This is a genomic window from Parazoarcus communis, from assembly GCF_003111645.1.
In the GTDB taxonomy this organism is placed as follows: domain Bacteria; phylum Pseudomonadota; class Gammaproteobacteria; order Burkholderiales; family Rhodocyclaceae; genus Parazoarcus; species Parazoarcus communis_A.
In genome coordinates, this window is the sequence record NZ_CP022187.1 from 459,889 (window position 1) to 480,294 (window position 20,406).

The 20,406-nt window shown below is 60.7% G+C and carries 17 protein-coding genes and 1 tRNA gene; 13 read left to right on the top strand and 5 right to left on the bottom strand.

Going from position 1 to position 20,406, the window contains the following annotated elements; genetic code table 11:
- The first annotated feature begins 156 nt into the window (after positions 1-156).
- Positions 157-1,773 (top strand): NAD+ synthase, encoded by a 1,617-nt coding sequence (locus CEW83_RS02265; protein WP_108947898.1) that lies wholly within the window; start codon positions 157-159, stop codon positions 1,771-1,773.
- 48 nt (positions 1,774-1,821) lie between these two features.
- The gene (locus tag CEW83_RS02270; RefSeq protein WP_108951141.1) at positions 1,822-2,160 is read left to right on the top strand and encodes a P-II family nitrogen regulator; all 339 of its coding nucleotides are present in this window, start codon (positions 1,822-1,824) and stop codon (positions 2,158-2,160) included.
- Positions 2,161-2,194: 34 nt separating this feature from the next.
- Here the strand turns inward: CEW83_RS02270 and CEW83_RS02275 are convergent, their stop codons facing one another.
- Together CEW83_RS02275 and trxB are read right to left on the bottom strand one after the other, a co-directional pair.
- Positions 2,195-3,238, bottom strand: a complete 1,044-nt coding sequence (locus CEW83_RS02275) for a Smr/MutS family protein (protein WP_108947899.1) — start codon at positions 3,236-3,238, stop codon at positions 2,195-2,197.
- Between the two features lie 21 nt (positions 3,239-3,259).
- Positions 3,260-4,213: a thioredoxin-disulfide reductase gene (gene trxB / locus CEW83_RS02280; protein WP_108947900.1), complete on the bottom strand. Its 954-nt coding sequence runs from the start codon at positions 4,211-4,213 to the stop codon at positions 3,260-3,262.
- Between the two features lie 266 nt (positions 4,214-4,479).
- Between trxB and CEW83_RS02285 the strand changes: the two genes are divergently transcribed.
- The 4 genes from CEW83_RS02285 (at position 4,480) to CEW83_RS02300 (ending at position 9,556) form a co-directional block, all read left to right on the top strand.
- Positions 4,480-5,151 carry a Crp/Fnr family transcriptional regulator gene (locus tag CEW83_RS02285; RefSeq protein WP_108947901.1) on the top strand — a complete coding sequence of 224 codons (672 nt, stop codon included), beginning with the start codon at positions 4,480-4,482 and terminating at the stop codon, positions 5,149-5,151.
- 142 nt (positions 5,152-5,293) lie between these two features.
- Positions 5,294-7,585 (top strand): DNA translocase FtsK, encoded by a 2,292-nt coding sequence (locus tag CEW83_RS02290; protein WP_108951142.1) that lies wholly within the window; start codon positions 5,294-5,296, stop codon positions 7,583-7,585.
- A complete protein-coding gene (gene lolA / locus CEW83_RS02295; RefSeq protein WP_108947902.1) occupies positions 7,582-8,211 on the top strand; it encodes an outer membrane lipoprotein chaperone LolA in 630 nt (209 codons plus the stop codon). Before CEW83_RS02290 ends, lolA begins: the two co-directional genes overlap by 4 nt.
- Positions 8,212-8,221: 10 nt before the next feature.
- On the top strand, positions 8,222-9,556 hold the full coding sequence (locus tag CEW83_RS02300; protein ID WP_108947903.1) for a replication-associated recombination protein A: 1,335 nt from the start codon (positions 8,222-8,224) through the stop codon (positions 9,554-9,556).
- 34 nt (positions 9,557-9,590) lie between these two features.
- On the opposite strand, the gene CEW83_RS02305 is transcribed toward CEW83_RS02300, so the two are convergent.
- Complete coding sequence (locus CEW83_RS02305) at positions 9,591-9,854, bottom strand: hypothetical protein (protein WP_108947904.1); 264 nt, start codon at positions 9,852-9,854, stop codon at positions 9,591-9,593.
- 260 nt (positions 9,855-10,114) lie between these two features.
- Between CEW83_RS02305 and serS the strand changes: the two genes are divergently transcribed.
- Positions 10,115-11,407 carry a serine--tRNA ligase gene (gene serS, locus CEW83_RS02310; RefSeq protein WP_108947905.1) on the top strand — a complete coding sequence of 431 codons (1,293 nt, stop codon included), beginning with the start codon at positions 10,115-10,117 and terminating at the stop codon, positions 11,405-11,407.
- Positions 11,408-11,417: 10 nt separating this feature from the next.
- Here serS and mltF read toward each other — a convergent pair whose 3' ends face one another.
- Complete coding sequence (mltF, locus tag CEW83_RS02315; RefSeq protein ID WP_108947906.1) at positions 11,418-12,803, bottom strand: membrane-bound lytic murein transglycosylase MltF; 1,386 nt, start codon at positions 12,801-12,803, stop codon at positions 11,418-11,420.
- A 221-nt stretch (positions 12,804-13,024) separates the two neighbouring features.
- Between mltF and CEW83_RS02320 the strand changes: the two genes are divergently transcribed.
- From CEW83_RS02320 to CEW83_RS02335, 4 genes are all read left to right on the top strand, one after another.
- Complete coding sequence (locus CEW83_RS02320) at positions 13,025-13,318, top strand: carboxymuconolactone decarboxylase family protein (protein WP_234419053.1); 294 nt, start codon at positions 13,025-13,027, stop codon at positions 13,316-13,318.
- 58 nt (positions 13,319-13,376) lie between these two features.
- A tRNA-Ser gene (locus CEW83_RS02325) sits at positions 13,377-13,466 on the top strand.
- Between the two features lie 124 nt (positions 13,467-13,590).
- Positions 13,591-14,898 (top strand): site-specific integrase, encoded by a 1,308-nt coding sequence (locus tag CEW83_RS02330; protein ID WP_108947907.1) that lies wholly within the window; start codon positions 13,591-13,593, stop codon positions 14,896-14,898.
- The gene (locus CEW83_RS02335; protein WP_108947908.1) at positions 14,891-15,778 is read left to right on the top strand and encodes a hypothetical protein; all 888 of its coding nucleotides are present in this window, start codon (positions 14,891-14,893) and stop codon (positions 15,776-15,778) included. Before CEW83_RS02330 ends, CEW83_RS02335 begins: the two co-directional genes overlap by 8 nt.
- Positions 15,779-15,786: 8 nt before the next feature.
- On the opposite strand, the gene CEW83_RS02340 is transcribed toward CEW83_RS02335, so the two are convergent.
- Entirely contained in the window at positions 15,787-16,977 is a 1,191-nt protein-coding gene (locus CEW83_RS02340) for a tyrosine-type recombinase/integrase (RefSeq protein WP_159099362.1), read from the bottom strand.
- A 741-nt stretch (positions 16,978-17,718) separates the two neighbouring features.
- On the opposite strand from CEW83_RS02340, the gene CEW83_RS02345 reads away from it, so the two are divergent.
- Entirely contained in the window at positions 17,719-19,467 is a 1,749-nt protein-coding gene (locus CEW83_RS02345; protein WP_108947910.1) for a recombinase family protein, read from the top strand.
- Between the two features lie 51 nt (positions 19,468-19,518).
- Positions 19,519-20,139, top strand: a complete 621-nt coding sequence (locus CEW83_RS02350) for a DNA-binding protein (RefSeq protein WP_108947911.1) — start codon at positions 19,519-19,521, stop codon at positions 20,137-20,139.
- The last annotated feature ends 267 nt before the right edge of the window (positions 20,140-20,406 follow it).

The following is a 20,406-nucleotide window of genomic DNA, read 5'->3' on the forward strand; positions in this document are numbered from 1 at the left end:
ACTGCCTGTTTTTTGTGCAATTGCAAAAAGTGCTTTGCATGCAACTGCTTGAGCATGGTGCCCCGCTCTTATCCACAGCTTTGCCCACGCAGTCTGTGAAGATTTTGGCGCTACGCACCGCAGCGGCACGGGCTCGACGCGGTATAGTTATATCCCATGAATACCACGCTTTCGATCGCTGTTGCCCAGCTTAATTTCACCGTTGGCGATCTCGCTGCCAACGCGGACCGCATTATCGATGCCATCGCGCGCGCGCGCGCTGCGGGGGCCGATCTGCTGTTGACGCCAGAGCTCGCGCTTGCCGGTTACCCGCCGGAAGACTTGCTGCTGCGCCCGGACTTCTATCGCGCCTGCGATCGCGAGCTGCAGCGCATTGCGCAGGCCGCAGACGGGCTGTGTGTCGTGGTCGGCCATCCGCAGCAGCGTGGTGAGCGACGCTATAACGCGGCCACCGTGATTACGAATGGTGAGATTGTCGCGACCTATCACAAGCACCTTCTGCCCAATTACGAAGTCTTTGACGAGCTGCGCTATTTCGAGGCGGGTTCGGATGCCTGTGTGTTCAGCCTGAAGGGCGTGAAGCTGGGCATCAATATCTGTGCGGACGTCTGGGCGCCGGGGCCTGCGGATGCTGCACGTGCGGCGGGGGCCGAGGTGCTGCTGTCGCTCAATGCCTCGCCTTACCATGTCAACAAGCAGGCGCTGCGCCATGAAGTCCTGCGCGAACGGGTAAGCGAAACCGGCCTGCCGGTGCTGTATTGCAACATGGTGGGTGGGCAGGACGAACTCGTGTTCGACGGTGGCTCCTTCGCGCTCGATGCCGACGGAGCGCTCGCCTATCAGGCCAGCGCATTCGAGGAGCGGGTCGATATCCTGGCCTTGCGCGACGGACGCTGGGTGTCGGATATCCGCTGCGAGCGGTCGGGGACGGAGGCCGAGGTGTACGAAGCCCTGCGGGTGGGCGTTCGGGACTATCTCGGCAAGAACGGTTTTCCGGGTGTGATCATCGGCCTGTCGGGCGGTATCGACTCGGCGCTCACGCTCGCGATTGCGGTCGATGCGCTGGGCGCAGACCGTGTGCGTGCGGTGATGATGGCCTCGCCCTACACCGCGCAGATGAGTCTTGACGACTCGCGCGAGATGGTGCGCCGGCTTGGGGTACGCTATGACGAGATTCCGATCGAATCGGTGATGAAGGGCTTCGAGGCGCTGCTTGCGCCGCAGTTCGAAGGCTTGGCGGCCGATACGACCGAGGAGAACCTGCAGAGCCGGATTCGGGGCATGATCCTGATGGCGCTGTCGAACAAGACCGGTGCCATCGTGCTGACCACCGGCAACAAGAGTGAAATGGCGACCGGCTACGCAACGCTGTACGGCGACATGGCGGGTGGCTTTGCGGTACTCAAGGACATTTACAAGACGCTGGTCTATCGTCTGTCGAACTGGCGTAATTCGGTCGGCGAGGTGATTCCGCAGAACATCATCGACCGTCCGCCGTCGGCCGAACTGAAGCCGGATCAGACCGACCAGGACAGCTTGCCCGAGTACGAGGTGCTCGATGCCATCATCGAGGCCTACATGGAGCGTGACGAGTCGCCGCGGGAGATCATCGCCGCAGGCTACCCTGCAGCAGACGTGCGGCGCACCGTGGGCATGCTCAAACGCAACGAATACAAACGCCGGCAATCCCCGGTTGGTATCCGCGTGACCCAGCGTGGTTTCGGCAGGGATTGGCGTTATCCGATAACATCGCGCTATCAGGACGAATATTGAGCGCGCATGCGTCATGGCCTTTACCGTGGCGCCAACCAGGAGAATGAAATGAAGAAAATCGAAGCGATCATCAAGCCGTTCAAGCTCGACGAAGTCCGTGAGGCCTTGTCCGAAGTGGGCATTACCGGCCTGACCGTGACCGAGGTGAAGGGCTTTGGTCGCCAGAAGGGCCATACCGAGCTCTATCGTGGCGCCGAGTATGTCGTCGACTTCCTGCCCAAAATCAAGGTCGAGATCGTGATCGGCAACGACCTGGTCGAACAGACCGTTGAGGCCATCATCAAGGCTGCGCAGACCGGCAAGATCGGCGACGGCAAGATCTTTGTGTCCTCGGTTGAGCAAGTGGTGCGCATCCGCACCGGTGAAACCGACGAAGCTGCCATCTGATCGGGCTTGCCCCGGCTCGGGTTGCCGGGGTTGTTCAGCGACGGGCTGCGTTCGGTGCCCTCATCAGCACCAGCAGGGCTCCGCCGCCGCCATCGTGCGGCCCCGCCTGGCAGAAGGCGAGAATCTCTTCGCGCTGAGCGAGCCAGCCGCGCGAGAGTTGCTTGAGAATGGACACCCGTCCGGGTGAGCCCAGTCCCTTTCCATGTATCACCCGAATGCAGCGCCGGCCCTGTTGCAGGCTGTGCGCGAGAAAGTGAGCGAGCGCATCGCGTGCTTCGTCACGGGTCAGACCATGCAGGTCGAGTTCGCCCTGGAGCACCCAGCGCCCGCGGCGCAGATCGGTCAGCACGCGTCTGGGCAGGCCGGGGCGAAGGAAGGCGGCCTCATCGCCCATATCCAGGCGGTCTTCAAAGGTCAGCGGGGCGGAGAGCGATTCGCTCAAGGCCTCGCGCTCGTCGGCTTCACGCTTGAGTGGTGCGGGAGCCGGGGCGTTTGTCGGTAGTTCGACCCGATTGCGGTCGTCGATCTGTTGCGCACCGCGTGCTGCGAGGCGGAACAGCTTGGAAGGATCGGACAGGTCGGCGTCAGGTGGCAGCACGACAGGTGGCATTTCGCCGGGAGCAAGGCTGGTCTTGTCTGTGGTCTCGGGTTCATCCGATGAGTAGACGCGGCGACTCGGCGCCTGTCCGAGAACGACCCGGCCACTGTCAGCAATCGGCGTGACGTCGGCATACGCTGCGTACAAGGGGTCGTCTGTCTTGCGGGCGGGGGCAGGTTCAGGCGCTGCCTCGGGCGTCTTGCTGCGCGGAACCGGGGCAGGGCGAGGCGTGTCGATTTCGGCGCGGTCCTGCCTGGCCAGCGGTGCGACGCCGGCCTGCGAGCGTCTAAAAAGCTCGAGATCGTCGGCGTCGGTTGGTGCATCCGGCGCCGGGGTTTGCTTTCTTGCCGTTTCGGCGGGCACGCCAGACGGTGCGGTGCGCCCCCTCAGGGCCGCGAGGGCCTTGAAAGGGTTGTCTGCACGTTTGCCTGCATCCACTTTTTTGGTGCTTGCGGATGCCGGGCGTGACTGGCGTGCCATCGGCGCTTGTGCGGCCCGGGCTCAGTGACCCAGCGCGTCGAGGTAACGCTCGGCGTCGAGCGCAGCCATGCAGCCGGTGCCGGCCGAGGTTACGGCCTGACGGTAGATGTGATCCTGAACGTCACCTGCGGCAAAGATGCCCTTAATGCTGGTCTGGGTTGCGTTGCCGTTGCGACCGCCTTCGGTGACGATGTAGCCGCCCTCCATCTCGATCTGACCCTCGAAAATGTCGGTGTTGGGCTTGTGGCCGATGGCGATGAACACGCCTTGCAGCGCCACGTCGCGCGTCTCGCCGGTGTTCACGTTCTTCACCCGCATTCCGGTCACGCCGGAATTGTCGCCGAGCACTTCGTCGAGGGTGGAGTCGAGCACGAGTTCGATTTTGCCGGCTGCAACCTTTTCCATCATCTTGTCGATCATGATCTTCTCGGCGCGGAACTTCTCGCGGCGATGGACCACGGTGACCTTCTTGGCGATGTTGGAGAGGTAGAGTGCTTCCTCAACGGCGGTGTTGCCGCCACCGACCACGGCCACGTCCTGATTGCGGTAGAAGAAACCGTCGCAGGTTGCGCAGGCAGACACGCCGCGACCGGCGAACTTTTCTTCCGACGGCAGGCCGAGATACTTTGCGGTGGCGCCGGTGGAGATGATCAGTGCGTCGCAGGTGTATTCGCCGGAGTCGCCGATGAGTCTGAACGGGCGCTCGGTCAGCTTCGCCGTGTGGATGTGATCGAAGATCATCTCGGTGTTGAAGCGCTCGGCGTGCTTCTGGAAGCGTGACATCAGGTCGGGCCCCATTACGCCGTCTGCGTCCGCCGGCCAGTTGTCCACCTCGGTGGTCGTCATCAGCTGTCCGCCCTGGGCGAGGCCGGTGATCATGACCGGGTTGAGGTTGGCTCGGGCCGCGTAGACAGCCGCGGTGTAGCCTGCGGGTCCGGAGCCGAGAATGAGCAGGCGGGCATGCTTGGTGGTCATTGTGTAGCGTTCCAGCGTGTTGGCAATGGCGCGAATTATAGCCGACCGACCGCACCGCTCAGATCAATCGATTCGATAGCCGCCGCCAATTGAAGGCAGGAGCGTGGAAGGCAGCGGACGGAGCGGCCTCGCAGCCGGTGACCGGAAAGCACCGGTGGTCTCGCGGCCCATGTTGAGCAGCGTTACCACCCATTCGTTTATACTCTCGCCCATCATATAAACTCAGACGATCGTTGCCGTTCAAACGCCCGCCAGACGGAGACTTCATGAGTCAAGCTACTTCGGTTTCAATCACTGCTCTCAAAACCTTCCCGCTGTTCGTCGGTTTTCCGGACGACGTGCTCGCATCGGTCGCGCGTGTTGCGATGATGCGGCGTTTTCCGCGCGGGCAGTCAGTGGTCCGTGCGGGCGATCGCACCGATTATGTCTATTTTGTATTGACCGGCAGCCTCAAGGTGGTGGTCAGCGACGAGGACGGGCGCGAGGTCATCCTGTCCATCCTCGGGCAGGGCGAACTCTTCGGTGAAATGGGCATGTTTGGCGAACAGCCCCGTTCGGCTTCGGTGGTGGCGGTGGTGGCGGCTGATCTGGTGATGATTTCCAAGCAGGATTTCCGCCAGCTGATGCAGGAAAACTTCGAAGTCGCATGGCGCATCATGTGCAATCTGGCTGAGCGTCTGCGCAATGCGGACCGAAAGATCGAAAGCCTTGCGCTGATGGACGTGTACGGCCGGGTCGCAGGTCTGCTGATCGAGATGGCCGAGGATGTCGATGGCGAGACGGTTGTGGTACGCAAGATTTCCAAGCAGGACATTGCCAAGATGATCGGGGCCTCGCGCGAGATGGTGAGCCGGGTCATGAAGGACCTCGGCCAGCAAGGGCTCATCGAAGAGACTTCGCAGGGCATTATTCTGCGTGACCGTCTGAGCGAGATCTGAGTATCGAAACCTGTCCCGAGGCACGCCGGCGGGCGCTGGCTGTGTGCCAGTTTGTTTCGCGGGGCAACATCGGGGGCGGCGGGGCCGGCTGATCGCATATAATCGGGGTCCGTCGTTCCTGTCCCGATTGCAGATCCTCCTGATGCTGTCTCGCTCGTCATCCCGTTCCCAGCCTCTGCCCGAAAAAATCTCGCTGTTGTTGCAGGAAGCTCGCTGGCTGATTCTGGGCGTGATGTCGCTCTATATCGGTCTGGTGCTGCTGGGCTACAACAAGGCCGATCCGGGCTGGTCCCACGCCTCTGCGGTATCGCGCGTCAGCAATCCCGGCGGACGCTTCGGTGCGTGGCTGGCCGATCTCCTGCTTTATCTCCACGGCATTTCGGCCTGGTGGTGGTTCGTCTTTCTCGGCTACGCACTGATGTGGGGGCTGCGGCGGATCAAGAAGCAGCTCACGCTTGATCGCCGCTCCTTCTTCTTCGTGTTCGCGGGCTTTCTGGTTGTGCTGGTGACCAGCAGCGCGCTCGAGTTTCTCCGTTTTCATTCGCATGGCGCATCCTTGCCGCTCACGCCCGGTGGTCTGTTCGGCATGGAATTCGGACAGATCGTGCAGCGCAACTTCGGCTTTACCGGCGGCACCTTGCTGCTGCTGGCGCTGATGGCGTCCGGCCTGTCCTTGTTTACCGGCATCTCCTGGCTGTCTGCTGCTGAGCGCATGGGCGGCCTGATAGAACAGGCGGTGTTTGGCACCCAGGACATGTGGAAGCGCTGGCAGGACCGCCGCGTTGGCCAGGAGGTGGCCCAGAAGCGTGAAGCGGTCATCGAGACCCGGCGGCGCAAGGTCGAGCAGGCGCCACCGCAGCCCCTCCGCATCGAGCCCGCAGTGGTCGAAGTGCCGCGTTCGCCACGGCTCGAGAAAGAACGTCAGCAGAAGCTGTTTACCGATGTCGGCGACGGCGCGATTCCGCCGCTGGGCCTGCTCGACCCGCCAACGGTCAATGGTGAACCGCCTTCGCCTGAGGCGCTTGAATTTACCTCGCGTCTGATCGAAACGAAGCTGGCCGATTTTGGCGTTGAAGTGAAAGTGCTCGCGGCCTATCCCGGCCCGGTCATCACGCGCTACGAAATCGAGCCTGCCGTCGGCGTGAAAGGCAGCCAGGTGGTGAATCTGGCCAAGGATCTGGCGCGTGCGCTGTCGATGGTGTCGATCCGCATGGTGGAAACCGTGCCCGGCAAGTCCTGCATGGCGCTCGAACTGCCGAATCCAAAGCGCCAGACCGTGCGTCTGTCGGAAATTCTCGGCTCGCGAGCCTACAACGACATGAATTCGCCGCTTACGGTGGCGCTGGGCAAGGACATCGGCGGTCAGCCGGTGGTCGCCGATCTGGCAAAGATGCCCCATCTGCTGGTGGCGGGTACCACGGGTTCGGGTAAGTCGGTCGGTATCAACGCGATGATCCTGTCGCTGGTGTACAAGAGCGAGCCCGAGCGCGTGCGCCTGATCATGGTCGACCCCAAGATGCTGGAACTGTCGATCTACGAAGGCATTCCGCACCTGCTGGCCCCGGTCGTGACGGACATGAAACACGCGGCCAACGCGCTCAACTGGTGCGTGACCGAGATGGACAAGCGCTACAAGCTGATGGCAGCGGTTGGTGTGCGTAACCTTGCGGGCTTCAACAAGGCTGTGGTGGAAGCGCGCAAGAACGAAACCCCGCTCACCAACCCGTTCTCGATCACCCCGGAAAGCCCCGAGCCGCTCGAAACCCTGCCGTACATCGTGGTCGTGGTCGACGAACTCGCCGACATGATGATGGTGGTGGGCAAGAAGGTCGAAGAACTGATCGCCCGTCTGGCACAGAAGGCGCGGGCAGCAGGCATCCACCTGATTCTTGCCACCCAGCGTCCTTCGGTCGACGTCATTACCGGTCTGATCAAGGCCAACGTGCCGACGCGTATTTCCTTCCAGGTGTCGAGCAAGATCGACTCGCGCACCATCCTCGACCAGATGGGTGCCGAGGCACTGCTGGGCATGGGTGACATGCTCTATCTGGCGCCGGGTACCGGCCTGCCGGTGCGGGTGCACGGCGCGTTCGTGGCCGACGAGGAAGTGCACAAGGTGGTAGATCACCTCAAGCGTCTGGGGCCGCCGGACTACATCGACGGGATTCTGGCCGCGCCCGAGGACGATCTCGAGGCTGCGCTTGGCAGTGGGGGCGAGGGTGGCGACACCGAAACGGATGCGCTCTACGACCAGGCGGTCGAGATCGTGGTCAAGACCCGTCGCCCCTCCATTTCACTGGTGCAGCGACACCTGCGCATTGGCTATAACCGTGCGGCGCGCCTCATCGAACAGATGGAGCGGGCGGGGCTGGTGTCGCCGATGGGCAGCAACGGCAACCGCGAAGTGATCGTGCCGCCGAAGGAAGGCGAATGAATATGAAAGCTCTCAAGCTCGCTGTGGCGATGGTGCTGACGCTTGCTGCGGGTTCGACACTGGCGGCAGACGCGATTGCCCAGTTGCGCCAGTTTGTTTCGGTGACGCGCAGCGCGGAAGGTGAATTCGAGCAGACCGTGGTGGCGCGCTCGGGGCGCAAGCCGCAGCAGGCGGCGGGCCGTTTCGCGTTTTCACGGCCGGGCAAGTTCCGCTGGGAATACGAACTGCCTTACCAGCAGCTGCTGGTAGGCGATGGCGAGCGCCTGTGGTCGTGGGACCGCGATCTCAACCAGGTTACGGTACGCCCGATCGGCGATGCGCTGGGCGCTACGCCGGCGGCGATCCTGTTCGGCCAAGGCGATCTGGAGAAGGACTTCGTGCTTGGCGAAGGTGGCGACAGCGACGGCCTGTCCTGGGTCGATGCCAGCCCGCGCAAGGCCGAGAGCAGTTTTGAGTCGATGCGCATCGGTTTGCTCGACGGCCAGCTCAAGCGCATGGAGTTGCGTGACAACTTTGGTCAGACCACGCTTATTCGTTTCACCCGCCTGCAGGCCAACCCCGCGCCGGACGCAGGGCGCTTCCGTTTTGTGCCGCCTGCCGGTGCTGACGTGATCGGTACGCCCTGACGCACTGCCGATGAGCGATCTTTTCGAATCACAATCGCCGCCAAGCGTGCCGCTGGCAGAGCGCATGCGCCCGGCCACGCTGGACGAAGTGGCCGGGCAGCGTCATCTGCTCGGGCCGGGCAAGCCGCTGAGGCTGGCTTTCGAGTCGGGCAAGCCGCACTCGATGATCCTGTGGGGGCCGCCGGGTGTGGGCAAGACCACGCTGGCGCGCCTGATGGCAAAAGGCTTCGATGCCGATTTTCTGGCTCTGTCCGCGGTGTTCTCGGGCGTCAAGGAGATCCGCGAGGCCATACAGCAGGCCCAGGCAGCCAAGGCGCGCGGCCGGCACACGATTCTGTTCGTGGACGAAGTCCACCGCTTCAACAAGTCGCAACAGGACGCCTTTCTGCCCTTCGTCGAACAGGGCCTCGTCACCTTCATCGGCGCGACCACCGAGAACCCGTCTTTCGAGGTCAACTCCGCATTGCTGTCGCGTGCGGCGGTGTATGTGCTCGAGTCGCTTGATGCGGAGACGATGAATGGGCTGTTCGAACGTGCGCGCCTGATCGCCTGCCCCGAGCTTGAAGTGGACGAGGCGGCGCGCGAACGCCTTGTCGGCTTTGCCGATGGCGATGGGCGTCGCCTGATGAATCTTGTCGAACAGATTCAGGTTGCAGCCGAAACGGCCGGTGTGAATCCGGTTGGTGCCGAGTTCGTCGATCAGGCCCTGTCGCGCAACCTGCGTCGTTTCGACAAGGGAGGCGAGGCCTTCTACGATCAGATCTCGGCCCTGCACAAGTCGATTCGTGGCTCGAACCCCGATGCCTCGCTCTACTGGCTGTGCCGGATGCTGGATGGTGGCGCCGATCCGCACTACATCGCCCGTCGTCTGCTGCGGATGGCGGTGGAGGATATCGGCCTTGCAGACCCGCGGGCGCAGGAGATCTGCCTGAACGCCTGTGCAACTTACGAACGCCTGGGCTCGCCCGAAGGCGAGCTTGCGCTTGCCCAGGCCGCCATCTTTCTGGCGTGCGCGGCCAAGTCGAACGCGGTGTACAAGGCCTACAATGCGGCGCGCAAGCATGTGGCCGAGTCCGGTTCGGAACCGGTTCCGCTGCACCTGCGCAATGCGCCGACACGGCTCATGAAGTCGCTCGGCTACGGCAAGACCTACCGTTACGCACACGACGAGCCCGAAGCCTATGCGGCAGGCGAGAACTACTTCCCTGAAGGCATGGCAGCGCCGGGCTGGTATCAGCCGGTGCCACGCGGAATGGAAGCGAAGATCGCCGACAAGCTCGCACATCTGCGCCGCCTGGACGAGGCCGCTGACGCGCGACCCGACCCGGCGCAGACTTCACGCTGACGACTGCGAAATGATGGATTTGATGCGGAGAGACTCAGTGCGGCAGAGGGTGGTCGGTCATGAACTTCGAGCACAGGTCACGCGCCACTGTGGCCTTGTCGGTTTCGCCACGAGCGTCGGCTTTCTCGATCAGGTCGAGCATGTAACGCGTCAACAGTACGACCCCTTCGGGGGTCTGCACCAGACCGCAGGCCATCTGAGCGGCCGCACAGTCGGGAATGCCTTCATGTTCGGCAATCAAGGCAACTTCGTCTTCAGTGAGATCACAGTAGTCCAGGCAGTCTCGAATGGATAGCATCCTTTACTCCTCCAGTTGTGTGCTGTCTGACGCAGCTTTGTTTCCCCATTCCATTTTATGCTTTGGCGTTTCATTTACAAGAAAATTTATGCTTTGAATGTGTTGTAAGCGATTGTTTTATATAATCAATTTGTGCAGTGTACCATTTTGGTGCAATCTCGAAATTCGCTTTTTGGCCCTTGGCTTAGACGCCTGAGCAACAGCAAGTTCTCAGCTGCCCTGTCTAAATATTTGATTCAAAACCGCTTCAGGAATAACCGATGCTCGATATCCAGATGCTTCGCTCTCAGCTCGACGTGGTGTCGGCCCGCCTGGCCACGCGCGGGCTTCAACTCGACACCGCTGCCTTCCTCGCGCTCGAAGAAGAACGCAAGCAACTCCAGACCCGTACCCAGGACCTGCAGGCCCAGCGCAACAGCCTGTCCAAGCAGATCGGCATGCTCAAGGGCAAGGGCGAAGATGCCTCCGCCGTCATGGCCGAGGTCGGCCAGCTCGGCGACGAGCTGAAGCGTTGCGAGCAGGCGTTGCCGCTGGTGCTGGAGAAGCTCAACGACTTCCTTTCAGGCCTGCCCAACCTGCCGCAGGAAAGCGTTCCGGTGGGCGAGGACGAGACCGCCAACGTCGAAGTGCGTCGCTGGGGAACGCCCGCTGCCTACGATTTCGAGGTCAAGGACCATGTCGACCTGGGCGCAGCGCTCGGTCTCGACTTCGATACCGGTGCCAAGCTTTCCGGCTCGCGTTTCACCTTCATGCGCGGCCAGATTGCGCGCCTGCATCGCGCACTTGCGCAGTTCATGCTCGACACGCAGACCGGCGAGCACGGCTATACCGAGTGCTACACGCCCTATATCGTCAATCGCGACGTACTGGTCGGCACGGGCCAGTTGCCCAAGTTCAAGGAAGACATGTTCTGGGTGCTGCGCGGGGGCGACGACGAGAGTCCCGAGCAGTATCTGATCTCGACCGCCGAGATCTCGCTCACCAACAGCGTCCGCGAACAGGTGCAGCCGGTGGATGTGCTGCCGATCAAGCTGACGGCCCACAGCCCGTGCTTCCGCTCGGAGGCGGGCAGTGCGGGGCGCGACACCCGCGGCATGATCCGCCAGCACCAGTTCGACAAGGTTGAAATGGTGCAGGTCACCCATCCCGAGCAGAGCGATGCCGCGCTCGAGGAGATGGTCGGCCACGCCGAGGCCATTCTGCAGAAGCTCGAACTGCCCTATCGTGTCATCACCCTGTGTACCGGCGACATGGGCTTCTCTGCCGCGAAGACCTACGATCTCGAAGTGTGGCTGCCCGCACAGAACACCTATCGCGAGATCTCCAGTGTGTCGAACTGCGAAGCCTTCCAGGCACGCCGCATGCAGGCCCGCTTCAAGAATGCCCAGGGCAAGAATGAACTGGTGCATACGCTGAACGGATCGGGTCTCGCGGTCGGTCGTACCCTGGTTGCCGTGCTCGAAAACTATCAGCGCGCGGACGGATCGGTCGAAGTGCCTGCGGTGCTGCGTCCTTACATGGGTGGTATCGAGGTGCTCACGCCTGGCGCCTGAGCCACCCTGCCTACTCCTGTCGGCTCAACCGCAGTTGCGGTGAGCCCGACAGGGTAGGGCTGACAACATGCAGGCGGGTCAGAATGTCGTGAAAGTTGCGCACGTTCTCGGTCATGATGACCGCCTCGCCACCCCGTGCGGGTCCCGACTTCAGGCGCGCCGCATACTCTGGCCGCGACATCAGCGGCAGCACGGACTTCATCTCCCACCACGAAGTTTCATCCTTGCCCAGCCGGCGAGCGATCGCGCGCGCGCCGTTGAAGTGCCCCATCCCCAGGTTGTACGCCGCTGTTGCCATCCACAGGCGGTCCGGAGATGGAATTTCGTCCGGCAGCTGGTCCACCATCATTGAGAAGTAGCGGGCGCCGCCCAGGATGCTCTCGCGCGCATCCAGGCGGTTGCTCACCCCGAGGCGGTCTGCCGTTTCCGAGGTCAGCATCATCATCCCGCGCACCCCGGTGCGTGAGGTGGCCAGCGGGTCCCAGTGTGACTCCTGGTAGGCCATGGCCGCGAGGTAGCGCCAGTCGATGCCGGTCTTCGCTTCTGCATCCTGAAAGTGCTTGAGGTAGCGGGGCAGGCGCTCCTGAATGCGGGCAAGAAAGGTGGTGATGTCCTGTTCGTCGAGTCGCCGGACGTGGCCGAAATAGCGGTCGGTGATGCGGGCAATCAGGCCGCCCGACCGCGCCTCCTCAATGAAGGTGGCAACGTGCCCGGCCAAGCCACCGTCACCTTCGATCGGCAGAGCCCAGGCAACATGGCTCTTGACGGGCAACTCGTAGGCCACGGTAAGTTCGGGCGCGATCTGTGCTGCCACGCTGTAATGAACGCGGTCGGTTGCGACGAGGTCGTGCCGGCCTTCGGCGAGCTGGGCGAGCAGCACCTGATCGCCCTCGCGTGCGGCGTACTTCGCGGTAAGGGTCGGAACCCGTCTGCGGATGCGATCGATGGTCTCCGACGATAACGAGCCCCTGCGCACGGTCACCGTGCGTCCAGCGAGATCGCTTTCACGCGTGATCTCGGGACTCCCCGCTGTGCCGACCAGAACATATTCGACGTCCCGCAGCGGTGCCGACCAGCGCAACGGAAAGCGATCATTGCGTGCGAGCCCGGCTGCAGCCATGTGGGCCTCGCCATTGAGTACGGCATCGATTGCCCGCGCTGCATCAGGGTAGATAACGTAGTGTACAGGCACCCCGAGAGATTCCCCGAGGCGCTCCAGCAAGTCGTGCTCAAAACCCGAGATCGTGCCGTCCTCGTCCTCCCGGTACGAGATCGCATCTATCCGCGTGGCGACCCGCAGCTCGCCCTGCGTCCGGAAGTCGGGCAGGCGGGCTGGCGGCTGTGGCTCACAGGCAGCAAGCAGAAGCGTGGAAAGAAACAGAAGGAAAAGGCGCAAGGGCGTCGTTTGCTCGATGAGGTCGCCGGATTCTGCGCGTAGCCTCTCCGATCTGCAATCAACCTGTGAGCCGTGCTGCGTTGCGCAATGCTGCTTTGATCGAAGTCATGAAACAGACTTGAGCGAGATGGTAAATTAGCGTTTCATTAAATACTGCTGGAACCCCCATGTCCAAATCCTTTACCCAGATCACCGGTGACGTCTCTTAAGCCCTTGGCAACCTGCGCTCCGAGATCCCCGACACCATGCAGGCATTCGGCGCCATGTCGAAAGCTGCAATGAAGGCGGGCGCCCTGTCTGCCCTCGACAAGGAATTGATCGCACTGGCGATCGGCGTCTCTTCGCGCTGCGACGCCTGCGTCGGTTTTCACGTCAAGGCGCTGATTCGTCTCGGTGTAACGCGCGAGCAGCTTATGGAAACCCTTGCCGTATGCACCTACATGGGCGGCGGCCCGGCCCTGATGTATGCAGCAGAAGCCGTGCGCGCTTTCGACGAATTTTCGCCCACGGCCTGAAATTCGTTCGAACCCCTTCACTTTTTCCGCGAATGGTCTATAATCGCGACCTTCGAGCGGAGAGGTGGCAGAGTGGTCGAATGTACCTGACTCGAAATCAGGCGTAGGTGCAAGCCTACCGTGGGTTCGAATCCCACCCTCTCCGCCAGTAACACCATAACGGCGCTATCCGGCGCCGTTTCTAGGTAAAGCGCGTCTAGCGCTTCTGCACGTGGTGTTACTCGGTGGCGTACAAGCACCAGCAGCATTTCTGATTTTTAGGAGATGTTGCGATGAGTTACTTGACGTTTCACCACGGTTCCTACTACTTCCAGCTTCGCGTCCCCAAGCCCCTCGTTGAGCACCACGGTCCGCTGATCCGAACCAATCTTCAGACCGTAGATGAGCGTTTCGCGAAGATAGTTGCGCTCAAACTTGCAGGCGACTGGCTCTCTCGTTTCGAAGCAGATCTCGCCGGTCTGGCTTCATCCGAGGTTGAAGCGATTGGTTCTTCCCTTGCGTCTCAGCACGTGGACATTTCAACCACGAGAAACGACAACGACGTCAGTATCGGATCCATTCCCTCACCGCTACCGAGGCGAAAGCCGCCCGCATCGGCTGCCAACACAGTATCTGACGACAGCTTGCTCGTTGGTTGGAAACGCATCGATCCCGACCGCGCGTCAACGACGGTTCGGGAAATGCGTGCTGCGATCCGTTTCTTTCGTGCCCAATGCAAGCTGCCTTGGTCCGAAGTGGCCCGTGCAGACATCGCAAGTTTTCGCGATCAACAGCTAAAGAAAGGGCTTGCACGAAAGACCGTTGCGAAACGTGTCGGCATGATCTCGACGCTGCTTCAGACCGGTTTCGATGCCGGGGTATTGCCCTCAAATGTTGCACGAGGCCTCAAGATACCCAAGGCGGACATCCCAACAATCGTGCGCCGAATCTTCACGGCTAACGAACTCACCCGCTTGTTTGATCTCCCTGCCTATCGAACGGGTGTTCGCCCTGCTGGCGCTGGCGGGGAGGCGTGCATCTGGATCCCGATGATTGCCCTCGCAAGTGGTCTCCGGCTTGAGGAGATTGCACAGCTTCGTACCATCGACATCCTGAACGACCCCGAGCACGGCGTACTGATTCGCGTCACAGATGAAGATCCCGAGCAACGGGTCAAGACCGAGGGCTCAAAGCGGATCGTTCCAGCCCACGCTCAGTTGATCCAGTCCGGGTTCGTAGATTACATCTCTGACGTCCGCGCAGCTCGGCAAAAGTGGCTATTTCCCGCACTTGACCCTGACCACGACGGTCGCCGAGGCGCGAACTTTGGGAAGTGGTTCATGCGCCAACTGCGCTCCAGAGGTGGGGTGAACGTTCAGGATCCACGACTCGTCTTTCATTCATTTCGCCACACGTTCAAGACGCTTTGCCGCGCTGCAGAGATTACTAAAGACGTGCATGACGCCCTAACAGGTCATGTCTCGGGTTCAGTCAGTCGCACGTATGGCGAAATGCCCATTGCTCCACTCGTTCGCGCTGTTGAACGGATCAAGCTTCCTGTCAACTTGCCGCGGATTGTTGGAGGTGTCCGCAATGATTGACCTCGCACGTTTGTCGCACAAGCAAACCGGGCTATATCGCAAAGCAACTAGAAAGATACTGAAACGGCAGATTACGGGGTTTGTCGATTGTGCCCTGCGCGCGCCTCGGCTTTGGATCCGGCTGCGTGCTGAGCCGCTTGTGCGTCGGCACATTGCAATAGATCAGGGTTGGAATACGGCGGTCTCTGGGCTTGCTGGCTCATTAGCGGGCTTCGCTGCCGATCTGGATTGCTTATTGTGTCGCGGGTATCAGAATGCGCTCGAGGTTTGGCTTGAAGTTCCTGAGCTCTGCGAGCGATACCTGGAGCACGGGCTCCTTAACCTGACTTTCGATTTTCTCTCCATTGAGCAGATTGGTACCAGTGTTGCCCGCGAGAGGCTCCTATCGGCACGGCATCATCTCGAAGTATGCATCCTGCAGCTAGCTGCTGCGGATGCACGAGCGTCTCGTGCCTTGGATGCATCCGCGAGCATCCCGCTTTTGCTTAATGCAATCGGTCGGAGCTCCGTCGGCTGGCCGACCGTTGGAGGCGCGGTGCTTCTCTTGCCCGAGTTGATGTTCGCGCGTTATCTAGAGCACCAAAGCGAAAGCTTCGAGGTCCGTGATCCGGGTAGCAGTCTGGTGAGCTTTGAGCTCGTTTCCAGGGGCGTAATCTTTCACTTCGACAGCGCATGCGTGAGCGATGACTCAGCGCAAAGAGGCGGGCATTACGTTGAACTCAGCGCGTCGCTCATTGAACAGCCCGGCAGTGTCGTTGCATTCATGCAGCACGTTGGAATACAGCTGCGGCGCGCCGGGGTCGGGCGAAGCGAAGATGCGCCCACGCTTGCTCAGTTACTCAGCCCGACCTCGCTCTGGCACGGCCGGGAGGGTACATGATGCCCCCATCAGCTTGTCATTTCCGAGCGGGCGGGTTGAGTGTCGATAACGAGACTGTTCAGGGTCGGGGCTGCACACATCAAGTCTTCAGCCGTCAACAGCTCAGCCGGATCGTAGTGCCTGTCGTGTATGTCGATATCCGCGTGCCCCAGGAGACGCCGCCGGACACGCGGATCAACTCCAGCGCGGCGAAGGTTCACCCCGGCGGTGTTGCGTGTGGATTGGAGAACAAGTCTGCGATCAGACGAGATCATGCGGAGGGTGCGGTTGAGACGCTTGCTCTCGGCGTTCCCAAAGTGCCCGTACTTGTCGGGGGTCGCGTCAGGAAAGAGCCTTTGACCGGACGCCACTCTCGCGTCGATCCACTTTCTAAACTCCGTGAGCCCAGTGAGATCGATTGGGATCTCACGGACCGATGTGCCGTTTTTCAGAGTGTGCTCATCATCGCTGAAAGCCACGGAGAACTGATTCCCGGCGAGATGCTCAATATCCGTCGCTTTCAGTTGAAGGACTTCGCCCAGTCGTGCGCCGGTGAGCGTCATGAGCTCCACCAGGCGGACGTCGTCCTCCGGAAGCTCGCGGTCTTCAATGGCTGTCCTGAACGCCTGAAGCTCTTTGCCCGTGAACGGGTGTCTTTTGCGGTGCATGAGGGCGGTCCGGGGAACGAAGCGTTTGCACAGTGTTCCCCCTGCTTCCGAAACCGGCGTTATCAACGATGCCAAAATCGTCAGCTTGTCGCGAATTGTAGTCGCCGTGTTTCCATCCTCTTGCCACTGAAGAGCAAGGCGTTCGAGATCTGCCGCGGTCAGCAATTCGACAGGCCGTCGTTGCAGCACGACCGCAAGCTGGAGCGCGATCCGCTCAAACTTGGCGCTTGTTTTCGGCCGGACCGGCTTGCTGAGCCGTTTGAGCCGATCACGCCGCAGAGTCTCGAGTTTTGCCGCATCTGTACCGAACACTTCGACAAGGGGCAGCATTTCGTCCGCGTTGACGCTCAAGTCCGTCAACTTTCGTGTGCCGTCGAGAACATCGAGCCAGTGTCTCGTGATCGAGACTTGGTCAGCATTGAAGGCGTCGACGAAGGCCCGCTGCTCAAGCTCACTCATGTCGAAAACAACCGAGTGGTTTGCTTCCAGTTCGCAAAGAGCGCACGCGGCCGCAGTCGATTCTCCCCGTTTTGCCGCATGCTTGAGCGTCAAGAGCGTCCTGTGACTCTCACTTTCCTCTCTGCCCCAAGCGTCCGCATCGGAAGCCCGAAGTGCGTCGAGTCGACGCTTCAATGCCCCGAGTTTAACCGCTCGAATCGACGCAAGCACGCGGTTGGTCATTCGTTCGTCGATGTGAATGCGTTCTATCTTGACGCACGTCCGCGTAGCCTGTCGCTCAGCCGAAGACATGCCTCTTGCGTCTGCAAAGCGCTTTATCCAACACGCCCACAGTTCCTTCGCACGAAGTTTTGCAGCCCCCTCCGATACTTTGCCGATCGCGACTCGGATCGTCGTTCTGTTCCCGAAGTTGGAGCGGAGTCCAGTCGGCACCCGGATCTGAAAAACCCACCGTTCTCGCTTGGTCTCATACGTCAAGTAGTTCGCTTTACACATCAACGTCTCACGGACCCACTTCGTGTCAGCAGCGAGACGAAGGGGGTGCGTCACGTGTTTGTGAGCTGCTGACTGCGAGTCTAGCGACTAGGGCGCGGTTCAAACGGGGCGGAACGAAAAAAGTGCGCCGAGGGGATAAGTGATGGGGAATCAGAAAAAATCTCAAAGAGTTGCGCCAGTTGCTATACGGGGTGCAGTCCCTACTGATGGACCCGCCGCTGGGTTGGTCGGACTGCCGCCCCCGGTCGACGCGCTCATTTCGCTCCTCGTCGAACGTCTCGTGCTTGATCTTGATCTTGAGCATGCGAAGGCGACGTCAAGATCTGGAGAAGATACGGAATGAGTACTTCGGCAACACTGCTGCAAGTGGCAGCGTCAACTTTGGCGTTCTATGCGCGCTACTCTGATGAATCACAAAGCCCGACGTCGATCGACGATCAACTTCGACGTTGCAGGGACATCGCCGAGCGACACGGTTACCCGACATCCAACGCCCTGGTGTTCACTGACGAAGAGGTGTCGAGCTTTCGAGCTGACAAAGCTGCGTCTCGCGAGGGCTATCGCAAGCTCATGGACGCCTGGGAGCAGGGGCGGATCGACATACTGATCGTCGATGAACTGAGCAGACTTGCGCGGAACGGGCGCCAGCAACTCGAGCTGTTTGAGTCGATCGACTCGACCGGGGTCCGCTTTTTGACAGCGAACGGGATTGACTCAGCGCTTGAGGGTTGGCGGTTGGTCTTCAACATACAAGGCATGATGGCTCAAGAAGAGAGCAGAGCGACGAGCTTTCGCGTGATACGCGGGATGCGCGGGCAGCTTGAACGTGGCTACATGATTGCGCAGCCCCCGATCGGCTATCAATCAGAGCGGGTCCTTGAGAATGGCCGCGAGTTGGGTACAAAGTGGAGTGTTGATGAGGCAAGTGCCAGCCTCGTGCGTGAAATGTACGCGCGGCGCGGCAAAGGTGAGTCGTTCGGAAGCATTGCTGCTTGGCTCAACGGGTGCGGAGTTCCCACGCCCCGCAACGGTCGACTGTGGCGAGCGGCTGGCATACAGCGGCTGCTAGAGAACGCCATTTATCGCGGTGAATTCATTCTGAACGGTAGCTCATTCGCGAAAACAAAGGCGAGGAAGCTTCGGAAGAAAACAAAATTGACCCCGCAGGCGATCTCGTTCGATCGCCCGCTGCTCAGGATTGTTTCCGATGAAGTGTGGTACGCAGCTCAACCCCGTTCAAGAAGTGGTGAGGGACGTACTCAGTACGGAGGTGGGCGAAATATCTACTCGGGGTGGATGCGCTGTGGTCACTGCGGTTCTTTGCTATCAGCGACGTCGGGCGGAAGCGCGTTCTCGTGCGGGGGGTGTATCTCGAACCGGCGAGCGGCTGATCCGGCGGCACCCGCCGCGGTTCCCACTATATCGAAGAGAGGCATCGAACAGGTCGTGCGACACGCCCTCAGCTACACGCTGAGTGCTGATCGGTTAGACGAGCTTCGTGAGCGCTTGAAAGAACGCCTTTCCGAGGACCCTGAGTCCGAACTCAAACGACTGCGGCTTGCCCGCGAGCACGCGAAGCAACGTGCGCAGAGAGTGCTGCGCTTGATCAGCCTGGATCCCGATTCTGACGAGCTGGCGGAGACCGAATACGCCGCAGCAAAAGATGCGCTGAAAGTCGCGGAGCAGGCGCTCAAACGAGCGGAGGGGTCCGCAGACGTGCTCCTGAAGCGAGATCTGGTAGCCCAGTTGAGCCTCACACCCGAGGATTTGGCCGGGAAGCTGCTTGATGGTGAACTTGAGGTCGCACATGTCAGAACTGTTCTATCCAGGCTTTTCTCGCACTTCGTGCTGACGGGACGGGAAGGGCGCGTCTCGATTTTTCATATCGAGTTTAGGCCGGGCGTGGCTGCCGCGTGGTTGACTGATAGTGCCGTTGTGGACGAGAGCATTTGCGCCCTCGAAGTGCGCATATCGTGCAGCGCAAAACGGCCGGTCGAGTGGAAACTTGAGGCGCAGCGGGTCAAACCGCGCTCACCACTACCCTCGGGTCCGGGTCACGAGGTCACGAGGTCACGAGGTCAATCGTAACGTTCCATAACGTAACGGAGCACAAACTACACACGCTGGCGGAGGCAAGAGATGCGACAGACGACGATTACAGCGGCTGAAGTAAGGGGGCATGCGGAGCAGATGCTTGCACGAGGTGAGCATCCGACCGCGCGTGCTATGCGTGCAGCGCTAGGTCGGGGAAGCATGGATACAATACTAAGGTTTCTGAACGAGTGGAGCGAGGTGCGTGAGCGGCAGAAACTCTCACCCGTAACACTTCCGGAGGAGATCGAGCGCGGGATTCAGAGCTATCTCGTTGAGCAGGTTTCTCGTGAGACAGCCGGGCTTCGACTAGCGCTCGACGCGTCGCGTCGCGACAATTCGGACCTGCTTGCGGAGTCGGCGGACTTGCTTGCGCGCTTTGAGATGAGGGAGCAGGAAATCCAGCGGCTTCAGGATCATTTGTCGAAATCAGATGGTCAGCTCTCGCTAATCAGGCAAGAGCTTAGCGAATGGCAGCTGCGGGCGTTGACGGCTGCCGAGGAGGCTGCTGCGTTACGTGCCAAGGTAAAAGATGCGGAGGCGCTATCCGCAAAGGTAGCCGAACTTCAATCAAATTTGGAGTCAGAACGGACATCGCGAATGGCTGCAGAAGTCATCGAACTGCGGCGGCGGTTGGCACGACCAAAGCAACGCAGTGCAAGCAGCTAGCTGTGCAGTCTCGGGAGTAGGGGTAATCTCAATCTTTTGGCATGGTTTCGGGATTGCACGAGGGTTGCGAAGGTTCTCCAGTGGCTACGAAATACGCTCTCATCGTCGCAGTGGTGACTTGAGCCAAAGATTTTTAGCGCCAGTGCGATTTGTAAGCCAAGGCGGAAGGCTGGTCGTCGGCCATTGCTGACGCTCATGGTCAGCGGAAGGAGTGGCTGCCATCAGGCAGTCAGCTGTCATCCAGGCTACTTTAGGGTCGAACGGCAT

Bases quoted from the DNA above. Each gene is read 5' to 3' on its own strand.
- CEW83_RS02265 (WP_108947898.1), top strand. From the start codon at position 157: ATGAATACCACGCTTTCGATCGCTGTTGCCCAGCTTAATTTCACCGTT.
- CEW83_RS02270 (WP_108951141.1), top strand. From the start codon at position 1,822: ATGAAGAAAATCGAAGCGATCATCAAGCCGTTCAAGCTCGACGAAGTC.
- CEW83_RS02275 (WP_108947899.1), bottom strand. From the start codon at position 3,238: ATGGCACGCCAGTCACGCCCGGCATCCGCAAGCACCAAAAAAGTGGAT.
- trxB (WP_108947900.1), bottom strand. From the start codon at position 4,213: ATGACCACCAAGCATGCCCGCCTGCTCATTCTCGGCTCCGGACCCGCA.
- CEW83_RS02285 (WP_108947901.1), top strand. From the start codon at position 4,480: ATGAGTCAAGCTACTTCGGTTTCAATCACTGCTCTCAAAACCTTCCCG.
- CEW83_RS02290 (WP_108951142.1), top strand. From the start codon at position 5,294: ATGCTGTCTCGCTCGTCATCCCGTTCCCAGCCTCTGCCCGAAAAAATC.
- lolA (WP_108947902.1), top strand. From the start codon at position 7,582: ATGAATATGAAAGCTCTCAAGCTCGCTGTGGCGATGGTGCTGACGCTT.
- CEW83_RS02300 (WP_108947903.1), top strand. From the start codon at position 8,222: ATGAGCGATCTTTTCGAATCACAATCGCCGCCAAGCGTGCCGCTGGCA.
- CEW83_RS02305 (WP_108947904.1), bottom strand. From the start codon at position 9,854: ATGCTATCCATTCGAGACTGCCTGGACTACTGTGATCTCACTGAAGAC.
- serS (WP_108947905.1), top strand. From the start codon at position 10,115: ATGCTCGATATCCAGATGCTTCGCTCTCAGCTCGACGTGGTGTCGGCC.
- CEW83_RS02330 (WP_108947907.1), top strand. From the start codon at position 13,591: ATGAGTTACTTGACGTTTCACCACGGTTCCTACTACTTCCAGCTTCGC.
- CEW83_RS02335 (WP_108947908.1), top strand. From the start codon at position 14,891: ATGATTGACCTCGCACGTTTGTCGCACAAGCAAACCGGGCTATATCGC.
- CEW83_RS02345 (WP_108947910.1), top strand. From the start codon at position 17,719: ATGAGTACTTCGGCAACACTGCTGCAAGTGGCAGCGTCAACTTTGGCG.
- CEW83_RS02350 (WP_108947911.1), top strand. From the start codon at position 19,519: ATGCGACAGACGACGATTACAGCGGCTGAAGTAAGGGGGCATGCGGAG.